Annotated in this window: 24 protein-coding genes; 20 read left to right on the forward strand and 4 right to left on the reverse strand. The window is 56.8% G+C overall.

The genetic code is table 11. The annotated features are described in order from the left end of the window. Positions 1–33: 33 nt before the first annotated feature. The gene (locus tag ACA056_RS05980) at positions 34–951 is read right to left on the reverse strand and encodes a putative 2-dehydropantoate 2-reductase (RefSeq protein WP_497271215.1); all 918 of its coding nucleotides are present in this window, start codon (positions 949–951) and stop codon (positions 34–36) included. 141 nt (positions 952–1,092) lie between these two features. Between ACA056_RS05980 and ACA056_RS05985 the strand changes: the two genes are divergently transcribed. Both ACA056_RS05985 and ACA056_RS05990 read left to right on the forward strand, forming a co-directional pair. Further along, complete coding sequence (locus ACA056_RS05985) at positions 1,093–1,578, forward strand: YajQ family cyclic di-GMP-binding protein (RefSeq protein WP_007906601.1); 486 nt, start codon at positions 1,093–1,095, stop codon at positions 1,576–1,578. A 142-nt stretch (positions 1,579–1,720) separates the two neighbouring features. Continuing rightward, entirely contained in the window at positions 1,721–2,563 is an 843-nt protein-coding gene (locus ACA056_RS05990; RefSeq protein WP_497271218.1) for a mechanosensitive ion channel family protein, read from the forward strand. A 162-nt stretch (positions 2,564–2,725) separates the two neighbouring features. On the opposite strand, the gene ACA056_RS05995 is transcribed toward ACA056_RS05990, so the two are convergent. Both ACA056_RS05995 and ACA056_RS06000 read right to left on the reverse strand, forming a co-directional pair. Next, positions 2,726–3,997, reverse strand: coding sequence for an OprD family porin (locus ACA056_RS05995; RefSeq protein ID WP_497271220.1), 1,272 nt, complete (start codon positions 3,995–3,997; stop codon positions 2,726–2,728). Positions 3,998–4,092: 95 nt separating this feature from the next. Further along, positions 4,093–4,515, reverse strand: a complete 423-nt coding sequence (locus ACA056_RS06000) for a hypothetical protein (RefSeq protein ID WP_497271222.1) — start codon at positions 4,513–4,515, stop codon at positions 4,093–4,095. 399 nt (positions 4,516–4,914) lie between these two features. Here ACA056_RS06000 and ACA056_RS06005 point away from each other — a divergent pair, with 399 nt between their 5' ends. Both ACA056_RS06005 and ACA056_RS06010 read left to right on the forward strand, forming a co-directional pair. Continuing rightward, positions 4,915–5,340 (forward strand): HIT domain-containing protein, encoded by a 426-nt coding sequence (locus ACA056_RS06005; RefSeq protein WP_497273497.1) that lies wholly within the window; start codon positions 4,915–4,917, stop codon positions 5,338–5,340. A 3-nt stretch (positions 5,341–5,343) separates the two neighbouring features. Further along, entirely contained in the window at positions 5,344–5,550 is a 207-nt protein-coding gene (locus tag ACA056_RS06010; RefSeq protein ID WP_008029236.1) for a SlyX family protein, read from the forward strand. 70 nt (positions 5,551–5,620) lie between these two features. Here ACA056_RS06010 and ACA056_RS06015 read toward each other — a convergent pair whose 3' ends face one another. Then, complete coding sequence (locus ACA056_RS06015) at positions 5,621–6,223, reverse strand: cold-shock protein (protein ID WP_008147390.1); 603 nt, start codon at positions 6,221–6,223, stop codon at positions 5,621–5,623. 307 nt (positions 6,224–6,530) lie between these two features. Between ACA056_RS06015 and ACA056_RS06020 the strand changes: the two genes are divergently transcribed. The 16 genes from ACA056_RS06020 to queE all read left to right on the forward strand — a co-directional run bounded on the left by ACA056_RS06020 (position 6,531) and on the right by queE (position 19,553). Then, on the forward strand, positions 6,531–7,001 hold the full coding sequence (locus tag ACA056_RS06020; RefSeq protein ID WP_140676806.1) for a Dps family protein: 471 nt from the start codon (positions 6,531–6,533) through the stop codon (positions 6,999–7,001). A gap of 269 nt (positions 7,002–7,270) precedes the next feature. Beyond that, a complete protein-coding gene (locus tag ACA056_RS06025) occupies positions 7,271–7,630 on the forward strand; it encodes a ribbon-helix-helix domain-containing protein (protein WP_497271225.1) in 360 nt (119 codons plus the stop codon). Between the two features lie 115 nt (positions 7,631–7,745). Further along, the gene (locus tag ACA056_RS06030) at positions 7,746–7,967 is read left to right on the forward strand and encodes an FmdB family zinc ribbon protein (protein ID WP_010457489.1); all 222 of its coding nucleotides are present in this window, start codon (positions 7,746–7,748) and stop codon (positions 7,965–7,967) included. 122 nt (positions 7,968–8,089) lie between these two features. Then, positions 8,090–9,865: an aspartate--tRNA ligase gene (gene aspS / locus ACA056_RS06035; RefSeq protein WP_497271227.1), complete on the forward strand. Its 1,776-nt coding sequence runs from the start codon at positions 8,090–8,092 to the stop codon at positions 9,863–9,865. A gap of 123 nt (positions 9,866–9,988) precedes the next feature. Next, positions 9,989–10,735 carry a YebC/PmpR family DNA-binding transcriptional regulator gene (locus ACA056_RS06040; RefSeq protein WP_149628447.1) on the forward strand — a complete coding sequence of 249 codons (747 nt, stop codon included), beginning with the start codon at positions 9,989–9,991 and terminating at the stop codon, positions 10,733–10,735. Positions 10,736–10,892: 157 nt separating this feature from the next. Continuing rightward, positions 10,893–11,417, forward strand: a complete 525-nt coding sequence (ruvC, locus tag ACA056_RS06045) for a crossover junction endodeoxyribonuclease RuvC (protein WP_008147379.1) — start codon at positions 10,893–10,895, stop codon at positions 11,415–11,417. Positions 11,418–11,532: 115 nt separating this feature from the next. Then, complete coding sequence (gene ruvA / locus ACA056_RS06050; protein ID WP_046049661.1) at positions 11,533–12,147, forward strand: Holliday junction branch migration protein RuvA; 615 nt, start codon at positions 11,533–11,535, stop codon at positions 12,145–12,147. Further along, on the forward strand, positions 12,148–13,209 hold the full coding sequence (ruvB, locus tag ACA056_RS06055) for a Holliday junction branch migration DNA helicase RuvB (RefSeq protein ID WP_046049660.1): 1,062 nt from the start codon (positions 12,148–12,150) through the stop codon (positions 13,207–13,209). A gap of 127 nt (positions 13,210–13,336) precedes the next feature. Further along, a complete protein-coding gene (ybgC, locus tag ACA056_RS06060; RefSeq protein WP_008147372.1) occupies positions 13,337–13,804 on the forward strand; it encodes a tol-pal system-associated acyl-CoA thioesterase in 468 nt (155 codons plus the stop codon). Continuing rightward, on the forward strand, positions 13,794–14,489 hold the full coding sequence (gene tolQ / locus ACA056_RS06065) for a protein TolQ (protein ID WP_008147369.1): 696 nt from the start codon (positions 13,794–13,796) through the stop codon (positions 14,487–14,489). Before ybgC ends, tolQ begins: the two co-directional genes overlap by 11 nt. 23 nt (positions 14,490–14,512) lie before the next feature. Continuing rightward, complete coding sequence (gene tolR / locus ACA056_RS06070) at positions 14,513–14,965, forward strand: protein TolR (RefSeq protein ID WP_162556275.1); 453 nt, start codon at positions 14,513–14,515, stop codon at positions 14,963–14,965. Beyond that, the gene (gene tolA / locus ACA056_RS06075; RefSeq protein WP_348127402.1) at positions 14,965–16,044 is read left to right on the forward strand and encodes a cell envelope integrity protein TolA; all 1,080 of its coding nucleotides are present in this window, start codon (positions 14,965–14,967) and stop codon (positions 16,042–16,044) included. The genes tolR and tolA overlap by 1 nt, the downstream gene beginning before the upstream one ends. 17 nt (positions 16,045–16,061) lie before the next feature. Continuing rightward, the gene (tolB, locus tag ACA056_RS06080) at positions 16,062–17,342 is read left to right on the forward strand and encodes a Tol-Pal system beta propeller repeat protein TolB (RefSeq protein WP_166675809.1); all 1,281 of its coding nucleotides are present in this window, start codon (positions 16,062–16,064) and stop codon (positions 17,340–17,342) included. Positions 17,343–17,394: 52 nt separating this feature from the next. After that, positions 17,395–17,892 carry a peptidoglycan-associated lipoprotein Pal gene (pal, locus tag ACA056_RS06085; RefSeq protein ID WP_003178634.1) on the forward strand — a complete coding sequence of 166 codons (498 nt, stop codon included), beginning with the start codon at positions 17,395–17,397 and terminating at the stop codon, positions 17,890–17,892. Positions 17,893–17,898: 6 nt separating this feature from the next. Beyond that, complete coding sequence (gene ybgF / locus ACA056_RS06090) at positions 17,899–18,738, forward strand: tol-pal system protein YbgF (protein ID WP_497271232.1); 840 nt, start codon at positions 17,899–17,901, stop codon at positions 18,736–18,738. Positions 18,739–18,905: 167 nt separating this feature from the next. Then, complete coding sequence (gene queE / locus ACA056_RS06095; protein WP_129437837.1) at positions 18,906–19,553, forward strand: 7-carboxy-7-deazaguanine synthase QueE; 648 nt, start codon at positions 18,906–18,908, stop codon at positions 19,551–19,553. Position 19,554 lies beyond the last annotated feature (1 nt).

Raw genomic sequence — 19,554 nt, forward strand, 5'->3', positions numbered from 1 at the left:
TGAAAAGGAACAAGTGGCCAGCGTAGCCGCTGCTCAGTCGCTGGGCAATCCAAGGCTGTGCAGATGGGTGATCAACCTTTGCTCAAGTTGATTGAGGTGGGGCAGGTTGAGTTGATGCCTCGCGGCGACTTTGCAGGCATGACCCAATAGATAGCTGATTTCGGTGCGGCGCTGGTTCGCGACGTCCTGGTACATCGAAGAGTAGTTGGCGGCGGTCGCGTGAATCACCCGCTCGACTTCCTGTTGAAGGTCCTCGGCCGCTGCCGGTTGACCGCACCGCTCAAGCAACTCGGTCAATTCGCCGCAAAGGGTGGCGACTTCGCAGTGGTGTTCCTGTAAACCGCCATTACGGCAATCGTGCAGCACGGTCAGCGGATTGATCGCACAGTTGAGCGCCAGTTTTCGCCACAGCCGGGTCAGAATGTCGGTGCTCCACTCGTGGGGAATACCGGCGGCGCTCACGTCATCCAGCCAGATCGGCGCCACGGGATGTCCGGCATCCCCCAGCCAGGTGTAACCGTGACCGGCGAACACCACGCGCCAGTCGCCATCGCGAAAGGCGCCTTCGGTGCTCGACGCGCAAATACAGCGTGCCTGCGGCACCTGCGTGGCGACGGCGTCCTGGCTGCCAAGACCGTTCTGCAACAGGATCAGTTCGGCGTCGGGGGCCAGGCGCGGTGCCAGTTGGGCCACGGCTTTCTCGGCATCGTAGGCTTTACACGCCACCAGCAGACGGTTGATCGGTTCACTGTTGTCGGGTGTCTCGGCGGGCACCGGATAGCACTTCGCTTTACCGTGTTCGACCAGCGTCAGCCCACCCGCCGCCTCATACGCCTGCAAGCGGGCAGCGTCCCGCACGATCAGCTTGACCGGCACGCCGGCCCGCGCCAGTCGAGTAGCCCATAAGGTGCCAAGGCTGCCGGCGCCCAGAACATGCCAAGTGGTGGACATCAGCTTTTTGCTCTGTTTATCGCGCGCATGGGAGGCTCGCAGTGAATGATGGGAAAGACCCGTTATAATCAGCGCGGATTTTAACCGCAAGCCAGGCGTGCTCCATCGTGATCGAGCATGCCCTTTTATTGGAGAGATTACATGCCGTCGTTCGACGTGGTATCCGAACTGGACAAACACGAAGTCACCAACGCGGTCGAGAACGCCGTCAAGGAACTCGATCGTCGTTATGACCTGAAAGGCAAAGGCACCTTCGAGTTCAAGGAAAAGGACCTGACCGTCAACCTGACCGCTGAAGCCGATTTCCAGCTCGAAGCGATGATTGAGATCCTCAAGCTGGCCCTGGTCAAGCGCAAAATCGACGTGCAGTGCCTTGAAGTCAAGGATGCCTATGCGTCGGGCAAGCTGATGAAGCAGGAAGCGGTCCTCAAGGAAGGCATCGACAAAGAGCTGGCGAAGAAAATCGTCGCTCATGTCAAAGACGCCAAACTAAAGGTTCAGGCCGCCATTCAAGGCGAGCAAGTGCGGATCACCGGCAAGAAGCGTGACGATTTGCAGGAAGCCATCGCGGCCCTGCGCGCCAAGACGTTCGATATGCCGCTGCAGTTCAACAACTTCCGCGACTGACCTTTCAGGCGGGAACCCTGTGGGAGCGAGCCTGCTCGCGAAAGCGGTGTGTCATTCAATAGTGATTTCGACTGATATGCCCTCTTCGCCGGCAAGCCGGTCTCGCTCCCACCCGGATTGTGCTTAACCCAGGAGAATGTAGATGGATTTGAATACTGAAGTGGACAACCTGGTCAAGGCGTCTCAAGCCTGGATTCCGATGATCATGGAGTACGGCAGCCGCGTGCTGCTGGCGGTGATCACCCTGGCCATCGGCTGGTGGCTGATCAACAAGGTGGCGCAGAAGCTCGGTGGACTGTTGGCGCTGCGTAACGCCGACCTCGCGCTGCAAGGATTCATCAGTAGCCTGGCGAACATTATTCTCAAGGTTCTGTTGATCGTCAGCGTGGCATCAATGATCGGGGTGGAAACCACTTCGTTCGTCGCAGCCATCGGTGCGGCAGGTCTGGCTATCGGTCTGGCGTTGCAGGGCAGCCTGGCGAACTTCGCCGGTGGCGTGCTGATTCTGTTGTTCCGCCCGTTTCGCATTGGTGACTGGATCGAAGCCCAAGGTGTTGCCGGTACTGTCGACAGCATCCAGATCTTCCACACCGTCCTGCGCACCGGCGATAACAAAACCATCATCGTGCCGAACGGCAACCTGTCGAACGGCATCATCACCAACACTAACCGTCAACCGACGCGCAAGGTTGTGTTTGATGTGGGCGTTGATTACGAAGCGGACCTGCAAAAGGCCCGTCAAGTTTTGCTGGACCTGGCCAAAGATGAGCGCGTTTTGGCTGACCCGGCACCTCAGGCAGTGATTTCGACACTGGGTGATAGTTCGATCACTGTTTCTCTGCGGGTGTGGGTCAAGACAGCGGATTACTGGGATGTGATGTTCATGTTCAACGAACAGTCCCGTGATCGCTTGAAGACGGCTGGTATCGATATCCCGTTTCCGCAGCGAGTTATCCGTATGCTCCACGAACGAGCTGCGCAATAACGCTTCTTAGCGGTTTGGTCAGCTTTTTATTGTTAGGTTGCTATGCAACTAAGTGGCGAATAAGTCTTTAGGGAACCAGATGCAAAAAAAACCGCTCACCTGGATCAGGTGAGCGGTTTTTTGTTATTGCAGATTTGAAGCTATCGAACTACCGCTGAGAAATTACAAGATGCTCAGTGGGTATTCGACGATGAAGCGGAAGTCGTTGTTGTCGTTGCCGTTGATGGCGTTATAAGAGGAGTTTGTACGGTAGATCGCGCTACGCAGGCGGAAAGACAGGTCTTTGGCTGGACCGCTTTGCATAACGTACTTGGTTTCGAAGTCGAACTCGTGTTCTTTACCTTCTTCGGCGCCAGTGGTGATGTTGTCACCCCGGACGTAACGAGTCATGAAGCTCAGGCCAGGAACGCCATAGCTTTTCATGTTCAGGTCGTAGCGAGCCTGCCAGGAACGTTCATCTTGGCCGTTGAAGTCGGAGTATTGGATGGAGTTGGCGAGGAAGATAGTGCCGCCGCCGTCAACGCCGTAAACATAACCTGTGTCACCGGTAGAGCGCTGGTGAGCCACGGTGAACTTGTGAGCGCCGATGCTATAGGCAGCTGCGAGGGACCAGATGCGGTTGTCAACATTGCCGCTCAGTTCTTGACCCTGGCTCTTGGAGCGATAGCCGTTGAAGTCGAAGTTCAGGGACTGATCTTCGTTGATCGGCAGGGTGTAGTTGGCGTTGACGTATTGCTTCTTGAAGTAGTCATCTACATCGGAAGCAGCCACGCCAGCTACAAAATTGTCGGTGAACTGGTAGGTAGCGCCGGCAATATTGGCACTGGTCAGGCCTGGGTTGTGCGGTCCGTTGATGGTGTCGCGGCCCATGCCAGTCTGCGAACTCAGAGCGGTGAAACGACCGGCGCTCAGCTCCAGCCCTTTGATTTCTTTACTGGTGATGATGGTGCCGGTAGCAACTTCTGGCAGCAGCCGGCTGTCGTCTGTGGAGAAGACAGGGCTGGCAACGTATTGGTTACCATATTTCAGGACAGTGTCGGACAGACGGAACTTAACTGCACCGCCAGCCTTGGATTGGGTGTCTTCTGGCCGGCCTTCGCTATCACGACCGAACATGCCATTACCGGTGCGGCCACGGCCACTGTCCAGTTTGACCATGGCATTGACCAAGGCATCCACACCGAAACCTACGGTGCCCTGAGTGAAGCCCGACTCGTACGTGGTACGTACGCCGAGGCCAGTCTCTTCGCGATAACTTTGCGAAGTGCTAGGGTTGTTTTTGAAATCACGGTTCATGTACAGCATACGGCTATGAACATTCAGGCTCTGATCTTCAAAAAAGCCCTTGGATTCCTCTTGAGAGGACGCCATTGCGAACTGCGAAGTACTGGCCGAAACAGCCAGTGCGATCATGCTCCACTTCATCACGCGCATCGTGATTTGCTCCTTTGGTTTTTAGAAGAGTACTGCCGTCCCACCTGATTTATTATCTGGGCGGCTCTTTCTTTTTGTGTCGGCGCAAACTTATATCACGCCGACCATGTTGGCGATACTTGCGTATCTAACCTTTCAGCTTCTTTACGACCCTGTCGCAAACGGCTTGGTAGATGTCGCAAATTTACAGCATCGATGCAAGCGGGCTGACAACTTTTAGCGTTGTTTTTCAGGGCTTGGGCATCGGTAAAAAGAGTCCTTGGTGAAACGTTTGAATCTCCATCGGGCAACCCTGCCACTGTTTTTATTTGCCTTAAAGCTTCCACTTCCAGCGGACGCTTTAGAGGCGATATGGGTGTGAATGCAACAAGCGTGCACAAATCAGAATCCTGCTGGTTTTTTTTCTGAAAGCCTGCCTGTCGCTGTAAAAACCTCATAAAACCGGGGTGTTCAAGCACGTTTTGTTCGGGCTTGACGCCATGGTTTGCATCGTGTTGCACCCTTGTGTGCGACTGCATGACAACCCAAAACGTTACCGGTTCACCCCGCCAGTGAGTAAATGGCGGATGCCTGACCGACTCAGCGTAGACGCACTGTGCAGTTTTGGTGCAAAAAATTTTAATCTCTGTACTGAATTCATACAGTGCGGCCGTTTGCCAAATTCGAACGCGTCATTGTTTATCAGTCAGTTCGGTGTTTTTTGTGTGGCTGCTGGTTCTGTAATGGTGCGTCCTGATCGAAAACGACTCATGTCGGGGCGCGTGTCCGGTCGTTTGTAGGTTCCTGGGACGGCTTCGACACTGGTTCGTCGTGAAGCCAGCGGCGTTCGCAGGTATGCTGCCGCCCTGTCGCTTGGTGCGCCGTCTCTCGGGATGGACGCTAAGCTGAAAAATGATGACCAGGCGGGAGTGCGCGCAGTGTTCGCTTTAGATCCACGGCTTCAACAAGACACGTTACCGATCGGGGATTTCCCACTCTGCCGGTTGCTGCTGTCCAATGATTCGAACTACCCCTGGTTTATTCTGGTGCCACGTCGCGACGATATCAGTGAGATATTTCAGTTGGATGTCGCAGATCAACAGCAGCTGTGGCAGGAAACAACCGCACTGGCGGAAATGCTCAAGGACTCGTTTGACGCGGACAAGTTGAATGTCGCGGCTTTGGGTAACGTCGTCAGTCAGTTACACATGCATGTAATTGTGCGCAAGCGCGAGGACGCCGCCTGGCCGGCGCCGGTCTGGGGTAAACACCCAGCCAAGCCTTATGGTTCAGAGCAGATCGCGTTGATTCGCGAGCGGTTGCGCCTGGTATTGACCGATGATTTTAAGTTTCTGGAGGGTTGAATCATGAGCCTGGAAGAACGCGTTACCGATCTGGAGAGCCAGTTGGCGTTTCAGGATGACACCATCCAGGCATTGAGTGATGTGCTGGCGACGCAGCAGCGCGCAGTTGAACGTCTGCAACTGCAAATGGCCGCATTGCTCAAGCGGCAAGAGGAAATGGCCGGCCAGTTCGAGACGTTTGAAGAAGAAGCGCCACCGCCGCATTACTGAGTGTGACCAACAGACGGGCAATAAAAAACCGCGAACAGCCAGGCTGTTCGCGGTTTTTTTTAGCCTTGGATCAGCGACGCGGCAGTGCGGCGATCACATCTTCGGCTTGCAGGCCTTTGTCACGGTTCATGACAGAGAACTCCACACGCTGGCCTTCGACCAGGACGCGATGCCCTTCGCCACGAATGGCCCGGAAATGCACGAAGATATCGTCGCCGGAATCACGGGAAATAAAGCCGAAGCCTTTGGAGGTGTTGAACCACTTGACGGTGCCGGTATCACGGTTGCTCATGTCGTAGCTTGGCGAGGCGGCGGCCGGTGAAGATTTGTAGAAGCTGATGGCCAGGTGCAGAAGAACGGCAATCAGGGCAGCGACCAGGCTGAACAGAACGGCAGGTTGACCGGCAATGACAGGCATCGGCGCGATCAGCGTCAGGGTTTGCAGGACGACGGTCAGAACCAGCAGGGCGCTGACCAGGTTTTGCAGTTGATGGCGCGGGCCTTTGTTCCAGTAGGGGATAACAGGAGCGAGGGTGAGGTTGAGCAGGCCGAAAAAGGCCAGGTACAGCGCATCGGGTTGTTGCAGGTAAGGTACGGCTTCGGATCGCAGGCTAGGGATGAAGGACAGCAGCAAGGCTGCTGCGCCCATTAGCAGGTGGACAATTTTCAACATTTTGATAACTCACGTTAAGACGGATCACAAGGAAGAGCTGAGTGAGCACGGTTCGCTTCAGAACAAATAAGAGGCGTTGGACACGTACCCGGTATCAGCCTATGCGCAGCCCCCGGAAAATAGGCGGTAGCGACACACTGCCTATTTAACAGCAAAGCCTGCGGCTACTCAAATCAGCCAGTCCAGCGGTGCCCTGAGGGTCGATTTGTCGCAGGTCACCGGAGAACCCGAGGCTGCGGGGTACCGGCAGGCTTGCTAGAGTGTTCCTGCACCTGTTGGATGAATTCATCACCTTTAGGGGAAACGCATGGCAATCGATATCGGTATCAGTGAAGAGGATCGCAAGTCCATCGTCGACGGACTTTCGCGTCTGCTGTCGGACACTTATGTACTTTATTTGAAAACCCATAACTTCCATTGGAACGTCACCGGTCCGATGTTTCGGACCTTGCACCTGATGTTCGAGGAGCAATACAACGAGTTGGCCCTGGCCGTCGATTCGATTGCCGAGCGCATTCGCGCCCTCGGGTTTCCTGCGCCAGGCGCCTATTCCATTTATGCTCGACTGTCTTCTATTAAAGAAGAGGTCGGCGTGCCCAGCGCCGAAGACATGATCAAGCAACTGGTCGACGGGCAAGAGGCGGTCACGCGTACTGCGCGCGGGATTTTTCCACTGCTCGACAAGGTCAGTGACGAGCCAACGGCTGATCTTCTGACCCAGCGTATGCAGGTCCACGAGAAAACCGCGTGGATGCTGCGGTCTCTACTGGATCAGTAACAATTGGTGCGCGGATGGCGCCCTTGGGGTGTTGTTCGCGGCCTGTCTTCTCGTTACTTTAAATACCTTTCCATTGAATGATATTGCACCTAGGTGTGTAGGAAATTGACTGGACTAGGACGGTCTCCATGATCGCCCTTCAGTTGTTGGCTTATCCTACGTTGATGGTCATAAAGTCATCTGGATATAACTTTGCGCCTGCGCTTTTATAGAGAAACAGCTTGTTGCTCTTATAAAAAAAGCAAGGATGGCAAAGGAGTGTCAACGATATGGATTACGAAGACAGGAGAAGCGAGGGGAGGGTCAGTCCGGTCAAGGAGATAAGGATTGATCCATTTGTCAGCGAATTTGATATGGGCCTGGCGCAGCCTTTATCCCGGTCGGTGCGTTTGAATGGCTTCGCCACCTGCTTGCGGCTTGAACAGGTGTACTGGGATATTTTGGGGGACATGGCCAAGGTCAACTGCTGTACGGTCAGTGCGCTGTTGTCCCACGTGGACCGCGAGGTGCATTTGCGTCACGGCGGGGTCAAGAACTTCACCGGACTGGTGCGGGTTGTGTGTGTCGTGCACAGCCTGAAGGAAGGCGGCTGCGTCGCCATGCCTTCGCCACAGGGGTGGAATGGGTAGAGTGTCGGTCTGTGCAGTCTTACGGCTGCACAGGCCGCATTTAATGGATATAATCCCGCTCTTTGCCGCAAAACCCAGCGTGTGCGGTAGCAATCTGATCGCCGAGACAACCCCCATGCCGATGTACGACTATCAATGTGCTTCCTGTGGTCATCAGTTGGAAGCCATTCAAAAGATCAGCGCAGCACCGCTGGTCGACTGCCCTGCCTGCCAGGCGCCAGAGCTTAAGAAGATGCTGTCCATGCCGGGCTTCCGCCTTAGCGGCACCGGCTGGTACGAAACCGATTTCAAGACCGGTTCCAAGAAGAATCTGGCCGGCGGCGACAAAGCTGACTAGGGTCTTGAACCTGAGTTGAACGACACGTGCGAGCTTTTGCATCATCTGGCGCCTTTCACAAGGGCCGGATATGAGCAAGGTCTCCAACCGAATTTCGAATTACGAGAAGCGAAACCACTACCATGATGCGCAGCCATTATTGCGGCCAACTGAACGAAAGCCTGGAAGGCCAGGAAATTACCCTTTGCGGATGGGTTCACCGTCGCCGTGACCACGGTGGGGTGATTTTCCTCGATATCCGTGATCGTGACGGTCTGGCCCAGGTGGTGTTCGACCCGGACCGCGCTGAAACTTTCGCCGCCGCCGATCGCGTGCGCAGCGAATACGTGGTCAAGGTCACCGGTAAGGTCCGCCTGCGTCCGGCCGGTGCCGGCAACGCCAACATGGCGTCGGGCATGATCGAAGTGCTGGGCTACGAGCTGGAAGTATTGAACGAAGCAGAAACCCCGCCGTTCCCGCTCAACGAGTTCTCCGACGTCGGCGAAGAAACCCGCCTGCGTTATCGCTTCATCGACCTGCGTCGTCCGGAAATGCTCGAGAAGCTGCGTCTGCGTTCGCGCATGACCACCAGCATCCGTCGCTTCCTGGACGAGAACGGCTTCCTCGATGTCGAGACGCCGATTCTGACCCGCGCCACGCCAGAAGGCGCTCGCGACTATCTGGTGCCGAGCCGTACTCACGCAGGTAGCTTCTTCGCCTTGCCGCAATCGCCACAGCTGTTCAAGCAGCTGCTGATGGTCGCCGGCTTCGACCGTTACTACCAGATCGCCAAGTGTTTCCGCGACGAAGACCTGCGTGCCGACCGTCAGCCGGAATTCACCCAGATCGACATCGAGACCAGCTTCCTCGATGAAAAAGAGATCATGGGCATCACCGAACAAATGATCCGCAACCTGTTCAAGGAAGTGCTGGACCTGGAGTTCGGCGACTTCCCGCACATGACCTTCGAAGAGGCCATGCGTCGTTACGGTTCCGACAAGCCGGACCTGCGTAACCCGCTGGAACTGGTTGACGTTGCCGATCAACTGAAGGAAGTCGACTTCAAGGTGTTCAGCGGCCCTGCCAACGACCCGAAATGCCGGGTTGCCGCTCTACGCGTTCCAGGCGCGGCAAGCATGCCGCGCAAGCAGATCGACGACTACACCAAGTTCGTCGGCATCTACGGTGCCAAGGGCCTGGCGTACATCAAGGTCAACGAGCGCGCCAAAGGCGTTGAAGGTCTGCAATCGCCGATCGTCAAGAACATCCCTGAAGCCAACCTCAATGTGATCCTTGATCGCGTTGGCGCGGTTGACGGCGACATCGTGTTCTTCGGTGCCGACAAAGCCAAGATCGTCAGCGAAGCCCTGGGCGCGCTGCGGATCAAGGTCGGTAACGATCTGAACCTGCTGACCTGCGAGTGGGCACCGATGTGGGTTGTCGACTTCCCGATGTTCGAAGAGAACGACGACGGCAGCTTCACCGCCTTGCACCACCCGTTCACCGCGCCGAAGTGCACCCCGGAAGAACTGGAAGCCAACCCGGCGACCGCTCTGTCCCGTGCCTACGACATGGTACTGAACGGCACCGAGCTGGGTGGCGGTTCGATCCGTATCCACCGCAAGGAAATGCAACAGTCGGTATTCCGTCTGCTGGGTATCAGTGAAGCGGAACAGGAAGAGAAATTCGGCTTCCTGCTCGACGCCCTGAAATACGGCGCGCCGCCGCACGGTGGTCTGGCCTTCGGTCTGGACCGTCTGGTGATGCTGATGACCGGCGCCCAGTCGATCCGTGAAGTGATCGCCTTCCCGAAAACCCAGAGTGCCGCTTGCGTCATGACTCAGGCCCCAGGTGTGGTAGATGCCAAGGCATTGCGCGAACTGCACATTCGTCTGCGCGAAACGCCTAAAGCTGAGTAAGGCTGACCAGAAGGGCGCATCTTCGGATGCGCCCTTTCTTTATAGAATGGTCGAGATTTTTATTTGCCGGCTGGCGCGTCATGGCGCGGCGGGCAATGTTTCAAAGAGAATTCGGAGCGAGATATGGCGGGTCATTCCAAGTGGGCGAACATCAAGCACCGCAAAGAACGTCAGGATGCCAAGAAGGGCAAGATTTTCACCAAGTGGATTCGTGAACTGACCGTTGCTGCCCGTCAGGGCGGTAGTGATCCCGGTTCCAATCCGCGTTTGCGTCTGGCGCTGGACAAGGCCCTTGGCGCAAACATGAGCCGTGACATCATTGATCGCGCGGTCGCCCGCGGCGCCGGTGCCGCCGACACCGACGACATGGTCGAGCTGACCTACGAAGGCTACGGCCCGGGCGGCGTGGCGGTGATGGTCGAGTGCATGACCGACAACCGCAATCGCACCGCCGCCGCTGTTCGCCACGCGTTCAGCAAGTGCGGCGGCAACCTCGGTACGGACGGTTCGGTGGCCTATCTGTTCGAGCGCAAAGGGCAAATTTCCTTCGCGCCGGGCGTCGATGAAGACGCGCTGATGGAAGCGGCGATGGAGGCCGATGCCGATGACGTGGTGACCCACGAAGATGGTTCCATCGACGTATTCACCTCGTTCGCCGGTTTCTATTCCGTGCGTAACGCGCTGGAAGCGGCCGGTTTCAAAGGTGATGACGCGGAAATCGTGATGCTGCCGACCACCAGTGCCGAACTCGACCTGGAAGGCGCCGAGAAGGTACTCAAGCTGATCGACATGCTTGAAGACCTGGATGACGTGCAGAACGTCTACTCCAACGCGGACATTCCAGAGGCGGTAGCGGCACAGCTCGGTTAAGGGCGACTAAGATTCAATGTGGGAGCGAGCCTGCTCGCGAATGCGGATCTTCAGGCAACATCGTTGCTGAATATGAAACCGCATTCGCGAGCAGGCTCGCTCCCACATTTGTTATTCGTGTATTGAATACCGTGCTTTTACTGAACCCGCAGGCGTTATGACTTTAATTCTTGGTATCGACCCCGGTTCGCGCATTACCGGTTATGGCGTGGTGCGTGATACCGGGCGTGGTTGCGTGTACGTGGCGTCGGGCTGCATTCGCACAGGTTCCGGCGAGCTGCATGAACGCCTGCAAATCGTCTATCGCGGCGTGCGCGAAGTCATCCAGACCTACGGCCCGGTGACCATGGGCATCGAAAAGGTCTTCATGGCGCGCAACGCCGACTCTGCGCTGAAACTTGGCCAGGCCCGCGGCGCAGCCATCGTTGCCGGGGCGGAAGAAAGCCTGGAAATCGCTGAATACACCGCGACCCAGGTCAAGCAGGCGGTGACCGGGACCGGCGCGGCGAATAAAGAGCAGGTGCAGATGATGGTCATGCACATGTTGAAACTGACCAGCAAGCCGCAAATCGATGCCTCGGACGCCCTGGCCATTGCCATTTGCCATGCTCACACCCGTTCCAGCCTGTTGCCCCATGGTCTGGGTACGGCACGCAGTCGTGGCGGGCGCCTGCGTCTCTGATAGCATCAGCAATCATTTTTTATGGAATGAGGGTTTTGCGCCTGTGTCGTCGGCGCAAAACCCTTGTTCTGTCAGTCGCCAGCACTGATCTGGCCAACGCTCAAGGATCTGAAACGTGATTGGACGCTTGCGCGGCACACTGGCTGAGAAACAGCCGCCGCACCTGATTCTGGATGTAAACGGTCTGGGGTATGAGCTGGAAGTGCCCATGACCACGCTGTATCGCTTGCCGTCGGTCGGTGAACCGCTGACCTTGCACACCCATTTGGTCGTACGCGAAGACGCGCAGTTACTCTATGGCTTCTTCGGCAAGCGCGAGCGAGACTTTTTTCGCGAGTTGATCCGTCTCAATGGTGTGGGGCCGAAATTGGCCCTGGCCCTGATGTCGAGCCTGGAAGTCGATGAACTGGTCCGCTGCGTGCAGTCCCAGGACACCTCGGCGCTGACCAAGGTGCCGGGCGTGGGCAAGAAGACTGCCGAGCGTTTGCTGGTGGAACTCAAGGATCGCTTCAAGGCCTGGGAAACAGTGCCGGCGATGTTCGCTTTGGTACCAAACCAGCCGGGTGGGCCAGATACGACGCCGGTCGCCACCGCCGAAAATGACGCGGTCAGCGCGCTGATCTCTCTGGGCTACAAGCCGCAGGAAGCCAGCAAGGCGATTTCTGCGATCAAGGAGAAAGGTTTGAGCAGTGAAGACATGATTCGTCGTGCCCTGAAGGGAATGATTTAAGTGATTGAAGCTGATCGTCTGATTACCGCCACGCCTGGCCCTCGTGATCGCGAGGAAGTTCAGGACCGGGCGATTCGTCCTGTCAGCCTGGCCGAGTATATTGGCCAGCCGACCGTTCGCGAGCAAATGGAGTTGTTCATCCAGGCGGCCCGTGGGCGCAATGAATCCCTGGATCACACGCTGATTTTCGGCCCGCCGGGTCTGGGTAAAACTACCCTGGCCAACATCATCGCCCAGGAAATGGGGGTCTCGATCAAGAGCACCTCGGGCCCCGTGCTTGAACGCCCGGGTGATCTGGCTGCGCTGCTGACCAATCTTGAGCCACACGACGTGCTGTTCATCGACGAAATCCATCGGCTCTCACCGATCGTCGAAGAAGTGCTGTACCCGGCCATGGAGGATTTCCAGCTCGACATCATGATCGGCGAAGGGCCGGCCGCGCGCTCGATCAAGCTTGATCTGCCGCCGTTCACCCTGGTCGGTGCGACGACGCGCGCGGGGATGCTGACCAATCCGCTGCGCGACCGTTTCGGGATCGTCCAGCGCCTGGAGTTCTACAACACCGCTGACCTGGCAACGATTGTCAGTCGTTCGGCTAACATCCTCGGCTTGCCCCTGGACCCGGAAGGCGCCTTCGAAATAGCCCGACGTGCCCGTGGTACGCCGCGGATCGCCAACCGTTTGTTGCGCCGGGTTCGGGATTTTGCCGAAGTTCGCGCCAAGGGTCACATCACCAAACCGATCGCCGACCTGGCCCTGAACCTGCTGGATGTCGACGAGCGCGGCTTCGATCATCAGGATCGACGTCTGTTGTTGACCATGATCGAGAAGTTCGACGGTGGGCCGGTCGGGGTCGATAGCCTCGCCGCAGCCATCAGTGAAGAGCGCCACACTATTGAAGATGTGCTGGAGCCGTACCTGATCCAGCAGGGCTACATCATGCGTACGCCGCGGGGGCGAGTGGTGACTCGGCATGCGTACCTGCACTTCGGTTTAAACATCCCGTCACGATTGGGTGAGATGCCCGTGGTAGACGAGTTCCTCGATGCCGTGGACGATTAATAACCTTTGCGCGCTGATTTATTCGGGGTTTGTGCGGTCCCAGGACCGTACTTTCGCCAGAAAGCCGTGAATCAATGAAAAACAGTTGCCTGGTCGGATTGGCAACCTGAGGAGTAAGCACTAGAGTATGCGCGCGCAAAACGGGCTTGAGCCTTTCGCACTTCGTTGTCGCGTTTATTACGAGGACACCGATGCGGGCGGCATCGTGTATTACGTTAATTACCTCAAGTTTATGGAACGGGCTCGAACCGAGCGGCTCCGGGAGCTGGGCTTTGCCCAATCCCAGCTTGCAGGTGAGGACCTGTTGTTCGTCGTGCATTCCAGCGAAGCGCGTTACCACGCGCCGGCGCGACTGGATGACGAGCTGCTGGTAAGCGCTGAAGTAATCGAATTGAACCGTGTCAGCCTGCGCTTCAAACAGCAGGTCAGGCGAGCCACGGATAATGCGCTGCTCTGCGAAGGGCAGTTTTTGGTGGCCTGTGTGCGCACTAACAGTTTGAAACCCCGGGCCATTCCCGAAGCTCTACGTGCGGCCTTTGCCGACGTGAGCGGCGCGGGTACACACTCAAAGCAGGAGATAAAGCGTGGAAGCTAACGTCGTCGACCATTCCTCCATGTGGAGCCTGGTCAGCAATGCCAGTATCGTGGTGCAACTGGTAATGCTGATCCTGGTAGCCGCATCGGTGACCTCATGGATCATGATCTTTCAGCGCAGCAATCTGCTGCGCGCCGGTCGACGTGCCCTGGAGAGCTTTGAAGAGCGCTTCTGGTCGGGTATCGACCTGTCAAAACTCTACCGTCAGGCCGGCAGCAACCCTGATCCGGATTCGGGCGTCGAGCAGATCTTCCGTGCCGGTTTCAAGGAATTCTCCCGTCTGCGCCAGCAGCCAGGCGTTGACCCGGAAGCGGTCATGGAAGGCGTGGCCCGTGCCATGCGCGTCGCCATTTCCCGCGAAGAAGAAAAGCTCGAGCAGAGCCTGCCGTTCCTCGCGACCGTAGGTTCCGTCAGCCCGTACATCGGTCTGTTCGGTACCGTCTGGGGGATCATGAACTCCTTCCGTGGTCTGGCCACTGCCCAACAAGCAACCCTGGCCACTGTGGCTCCTGGTATCGCCGAGGCACTGATTGCAACTGCGATCGGTCTGTTCGCCGCCATCCCGGCCGTTATCGCTTACAACCGTTTTGCTGCTCGCAGTGAAACCCTGCTGGGCCGTTACTACACCTTCGCCGATGAATTCCAGGCGATCCTGCACCGCAAAGTGCACACCAGCGAAGAATAAGCAGGTAATTTCCAATGGCTTTAATCGCTCGAGCTCGCAAAAAGCGCAAGCCGGTTGCCGAGATGAACGTGGTGCCTTACATCGACGTGATGTTGGTGCTGCTGGTCATCTTCATGGTGACCGCTCCGATGCTCAATCAGGGCGTGAAAGTTGATCTGCCCAAGGTTTCCAGCGAAGCCTTGCCGCAGGACAACAACACCCAGGTCCTGACCATTTCGATCAAGTCTGACAAGACCTACTACTGGAACCTTGGCAGCGAAGTCGACACCGAAAAGCAGCAGGACAAGGCCATGACCTTGCCGCAGATGACTGACGCCGTGACTAAAATCATTCGCGCCGGCACTGAAGGTGGCAAGCGTACCCAGGTGTTCATCCGCGGCGACAAGACCGTCGACTACGGTTCCGTCATGGGCGCCATGGGCGGGTTGCAGAAAGCCGGGGTCGGTAATGTTGGCTTGATTACCGAGGCACCCTGATGCAGCAAATGCGAGAGCCGTCCGCCTCGGAAAGCTACTTCTGGCCTAGTGTCTGGGCGCTTGTCTTGCACGTGCTGGTTTTCGGCATGCTGTTTGTCAGTTTCGCCTTCACGCCCGAACTGCCGCCGGCCAAGCCGATTGTCCAGGCGACCCTGTACCAACTGAAATCGAAAAGTCAGGCGACCACCCAGACCAATCAGAAGATTGCGGGTGAGGCGAAGAAATCCGCTGCGCGCCAGACCGAAGTCGAACAGATGGAACAGAAAAAGATCGAGCAGGAAGCGATCAAGGCCGCGGAACAAAAGAAGGAAGACGCGGCTCAAAAAGCCGAAGAATCCAAAAAGGCCGACGAGACGAAGAAAGCGGAAGAGGCAAAAAAGGCTGATGAAGCCAAGAAAGCCGATGAAGCGAAGAAGACCGCCGAAGCCAAAAAGGCCGAAGAGAAACAATTGGCTGATATAGCCAAGAAGAAATCTGAAGAAGAAGCCAAGAAAGCAGCTGAAGAAGAGGCCAAGAAAGCGGCCGCTGAAGAAGCGAAGAAAAAGATCGTCGAAGACGCGAAGAAGAAAGCCGCGGAAGACGCCAAGAAGAAATCTGAAGCTGAAGACGCGAAGAAGAAAGTCGCCGAAGACGCGAAGAAGAAAGCTGCTGCCGATGCTGCGAAGAAAAAATCGCAGGAAGCGGCACGTAAATCTGCCGAAGACAAAAAGGCTCAGGCCCTGGCAGATTTGCTTTCCGACACGCCGCAGCGTCAGCAGGCCTTGGCGGATGAGCAGGGTGACGAAGTCGCCGGTAGTTTCGATGATCTGATCCGTGCTCGTGCAGCGGAAGGTTGGGCTCGTCCACCTTCGGCCCGCAAAGGCATGACAGTCGTGTTGCAAATCGGCATGTTGCCGGACGGTACGTTGACTTCGGTCAGCGTGGCCAAGTCCAGTGGCGATGGTCCGTTTGACGCTTCAGCTGTAGCTGCGGTGAAGAATATTGGACGTTTGACAGAAATGCAGGGAATGAAGCCGAGCGATTTCGCTCCGTATCGTTCATTCAAGATGACATTCACACCTGAGGATCTAGCCTTGTGAGAAACCTTCTTCGAGGAATGCTTGTCGTTATCTGCTGCATGGCAGGGATAGCGGCAGCCGATGAAAAAAACATTCTGGTCACCAGCGGCAGTGATCGGGCCACCCCGATCGCAGTCGTTCCGTTTGGCAACCAGGGCGGCAGCGTGCTGCCGGACGACATGGCCGAAATCATCGGTAACGACCTGCGCAACTCAGGTTACTACTCGCCGATTCCTAAACAGAACATGATCAGCCAGCCAAGCCAGGCCAGCGAAATCATATTCCGTGACTTCAAGGCGCTGGGTGCCCAGTACGTCATGGTCGGCAGCATTGCTCCTGCGGGCGGTCGTCTGCAGGTCCAATACGCACTGTTCAACGTCGCCACCGAGCAGCAAGTGCTGACCGGCAGCGTGTCGGGCAGCGTCGATCAACTGCGCGACATGTCGCACTATATTGCGGACCAGTCGTTCGAAAAACTTACCGGTATCAAAGGTGCGTTCTCGACTCGTCTGTTGTACGTGACAGCCGAACGTTTCTCCGAGAAGAACACTCGCTACACGCTGCAACGTTCGGACTATGACGGTGCCCGTGCTGTGACCCTGCTGCAATCGCGCGAGCCGATCCTGTCGCCGCGTTTCGCACCGGACGGCAAGCGCATCGCTTATGTGTCGTTCGAGCAGAAGCGTCCGCGTATCTTCATGCAGAACATCGACACCGGTCGCCGTGAGCAGATCACCAACTTCGAAGGCCTGAATGGCGCGCCAGCCTGGTCGCCTGATGGCAATCGTCTGGCATTCGTACTGTCGAAAGATGGCAACCCGGACATCTACGTGATGAACCTGGGTTCGCGTCAGATCACGCGTGTCACTAACGGTCCTGGCATCAACACCGAACCGTTCTGGGGTAAAGATGGTTCGACCATCTACTTCACTTCGGACCGTGGCGGCAAGCCGCAGATCTACAAAACCAGCGCAGGCGGTGGTGGTGCGGAACGTGTGACCTTTATCGGTAACTACAACGCCAACCCTAAGCTTTCGGCTGATGAAAAGACCCTGGTGATGATCCATCGTCAGGAAGGTTTCACTAATTTCAAGGTGGCGGCCCAGGATTTGCAGCGCGGAAGCGTAAAAATCCTCACTGATAGCACTCTGGACGAGTCGCCTACTGTTGCGCCCAACGGCACCATGGTAATCTACGCCACCCGCCAGCAGGGCCGGGGAGTCTTGATGCTCGTGTCCATTAATGGACGCGTAAGGCTCCCGCTTCCTACCGCACAAGGCGAAGTCAGAGAACCTTCCTGGTCCCCTTACCTGAACTGACGCGGCGCTACACGTTGTACTTAACACACTGGGGTTCATTAGGAGTTTCACGATGGAAATGCTGAAGTTTGGTAAATTTGCTGCGCTGGCTCTGGCCATGGCTGTAGCTGTAGGTTGCTCGTCCAAAGGCGGCGACAATGCCGGTGAAGGCGCTGTAGATCCAAACGCTGGTTACGGCGCAAACACTGGTGCAGTTGACGGCTCCCTGAGCGAAGAAGCTGCTCTGCGCGCAATCACCACTTTCTACTTCGAATACGACAGTTCGGACCTGAAGCCAGAAGCCATGCGCGCTCTGGACGTTCACGCCAAGGACCTGAAAGCAAACGGCGCTCGCGTTGTTCTGGAAGGCAACACCGACGAACGTGGTACTCGTGAGTACAACATGGCACTGGGCGAGCGTCGTGCGAAAGCCGTTCAGCGTTACCTGGTACTGCAAGGTGTTTCCCCAGCTCAGCTGGAACTGGTTTCCTACGGCGAAGAGCGTCCAGTTGCTACCGGCAACGACGAGCAGTCCTGGGCTCAAAACCGTCGCGTCGAACTGCGTAAGTAATTCGTCATGCGAACGTGCCGTCGTGCTGTAACTGTTTTGGCTCTCAGCCTCGCACCGCTTGCGGTGTGGGCTGCGGTTCCTGTGGTCGATAACGACTCCGGCTATACCAATAGCGGGACTAGTAATCCGCCTGCAGGTTACGGTACGAACGGCGCCTATGCCGGGGGAGGGGTTTCGGCCCCTGTCTCGGCACAGGGCGAGCTGTTCAACCAACTGCAATCAATGCAGGAGCAGATCTCGCGCCAACAAGGCATCATCGAAGTTCTGCAAAATGATGTAGCGCGCATGAAGCAAGAGAGCCTGGAGCGATATCAGGATCTTGATCGGCGCATAGGAACCGGCGTTGCACCAGCCGCGACTCCTGATAATTCTTCCGCCGGTGGCAATTTGAATGCCCCCGGTGCAGCAGTGGGCGCAGCCGCAGGAGCGGCAGCTGCTCAAGCACCAGCTGCGGGTAGCGAACCGGCTGATCCGGCGAAGGAAAAACTGTATTACGATGCAGCCTTCGACCTGATCAAAGCCAAGGATTTCGACAAGGCCAGCCAGGCGTTTGCCGCATTCCTGCGCAAGTACCCGAACAGCCAGTACGCGGGTAATGCCCAGTACTGGTTGGGCGAAGTGAACCTGGCCAAAGGCGATCTGCAAGGTGCAGGTCAGGCATTTGCCAAGGTTTCGCAGCTGTACCCAAAGCACCCTAAAGTGCCTGATTCGCTGTACAAGCTCGCTGATGTAGAGCGCCGCCTCGGTCATCCCGACAAGGTCAAAGGCATTCTGCAGCAGGTTGTGTCCCAATATCCGGGCACTTCCGCCGCTCAGCTGGCCCAGCGTGATCTGCAAAAAATGTAAGGGCTGCTTGACCCGTTTTGAAGAAACCCGCGCTTGTCGCGGGTTTTTTCGTTAGAATTCACGCCCTTTTTATGAAACACGCTTTTTGGAATCTGCGCGGTGGCGGGGTTCCTTGAAGTGCCTGACGGAGGCGGACAGCCTGTTTAGCTGTTATGCCCGTGGCGACTATGCAAGACACATTGAGAATCACCGAAGTTTTCTACTCGTTGCAGGGTGAAACGCGGACTGCCGGGCTGCCCACTGTTTTTGTGCGCCTGACCGGTTGCCCATTGCGTTGCCAATACTGCGACAGCGCGTATGCATTCACTGGCGGCACCATTCGCACGCTCGACGACATCCTGGAGCAAGTGGCCGGTTTTCGTCCGCGTTACGTCTGTGTCACCGGCGGCGAGCCGCTGGCACAACCCAACGCCATCCCATTGCTCAAGCAGTTGTGTGACGCCGGTTACGAGGTCTCGCTGGAAACCAGCGGTGCCTTGGATATCTCGGCGGTCGATCCACGGGTCAGTCGCGTCGTCGACTTGAAAACCCCGGGTTCGAAAGAAGCCCATCGCAATCGCTACGAGAACATCGAACTGCTCACGCGCAACGATCAGGTGAAGTTCGTCATCTGCTCGCGGGAAGACTATGACTGGGCCGTGTCCAAGCTGATCCAGTACGGTCTGGATCAGCGCGCCGGTGAAGTCCTGTTTTCGCCAAGTCACCATGACCTCAATGCTCGGGACCTGGCTGACTGGGTGGTGGCGGACAACCTGCCAGTGCGTCTGCAATTGCAGTTGCATAAATATCTGTGGAATGACGAGCCGGGGCGCTGAA

This window comes from Pseudomonas sp. LBUM1666, assembly GCF_059695775.1.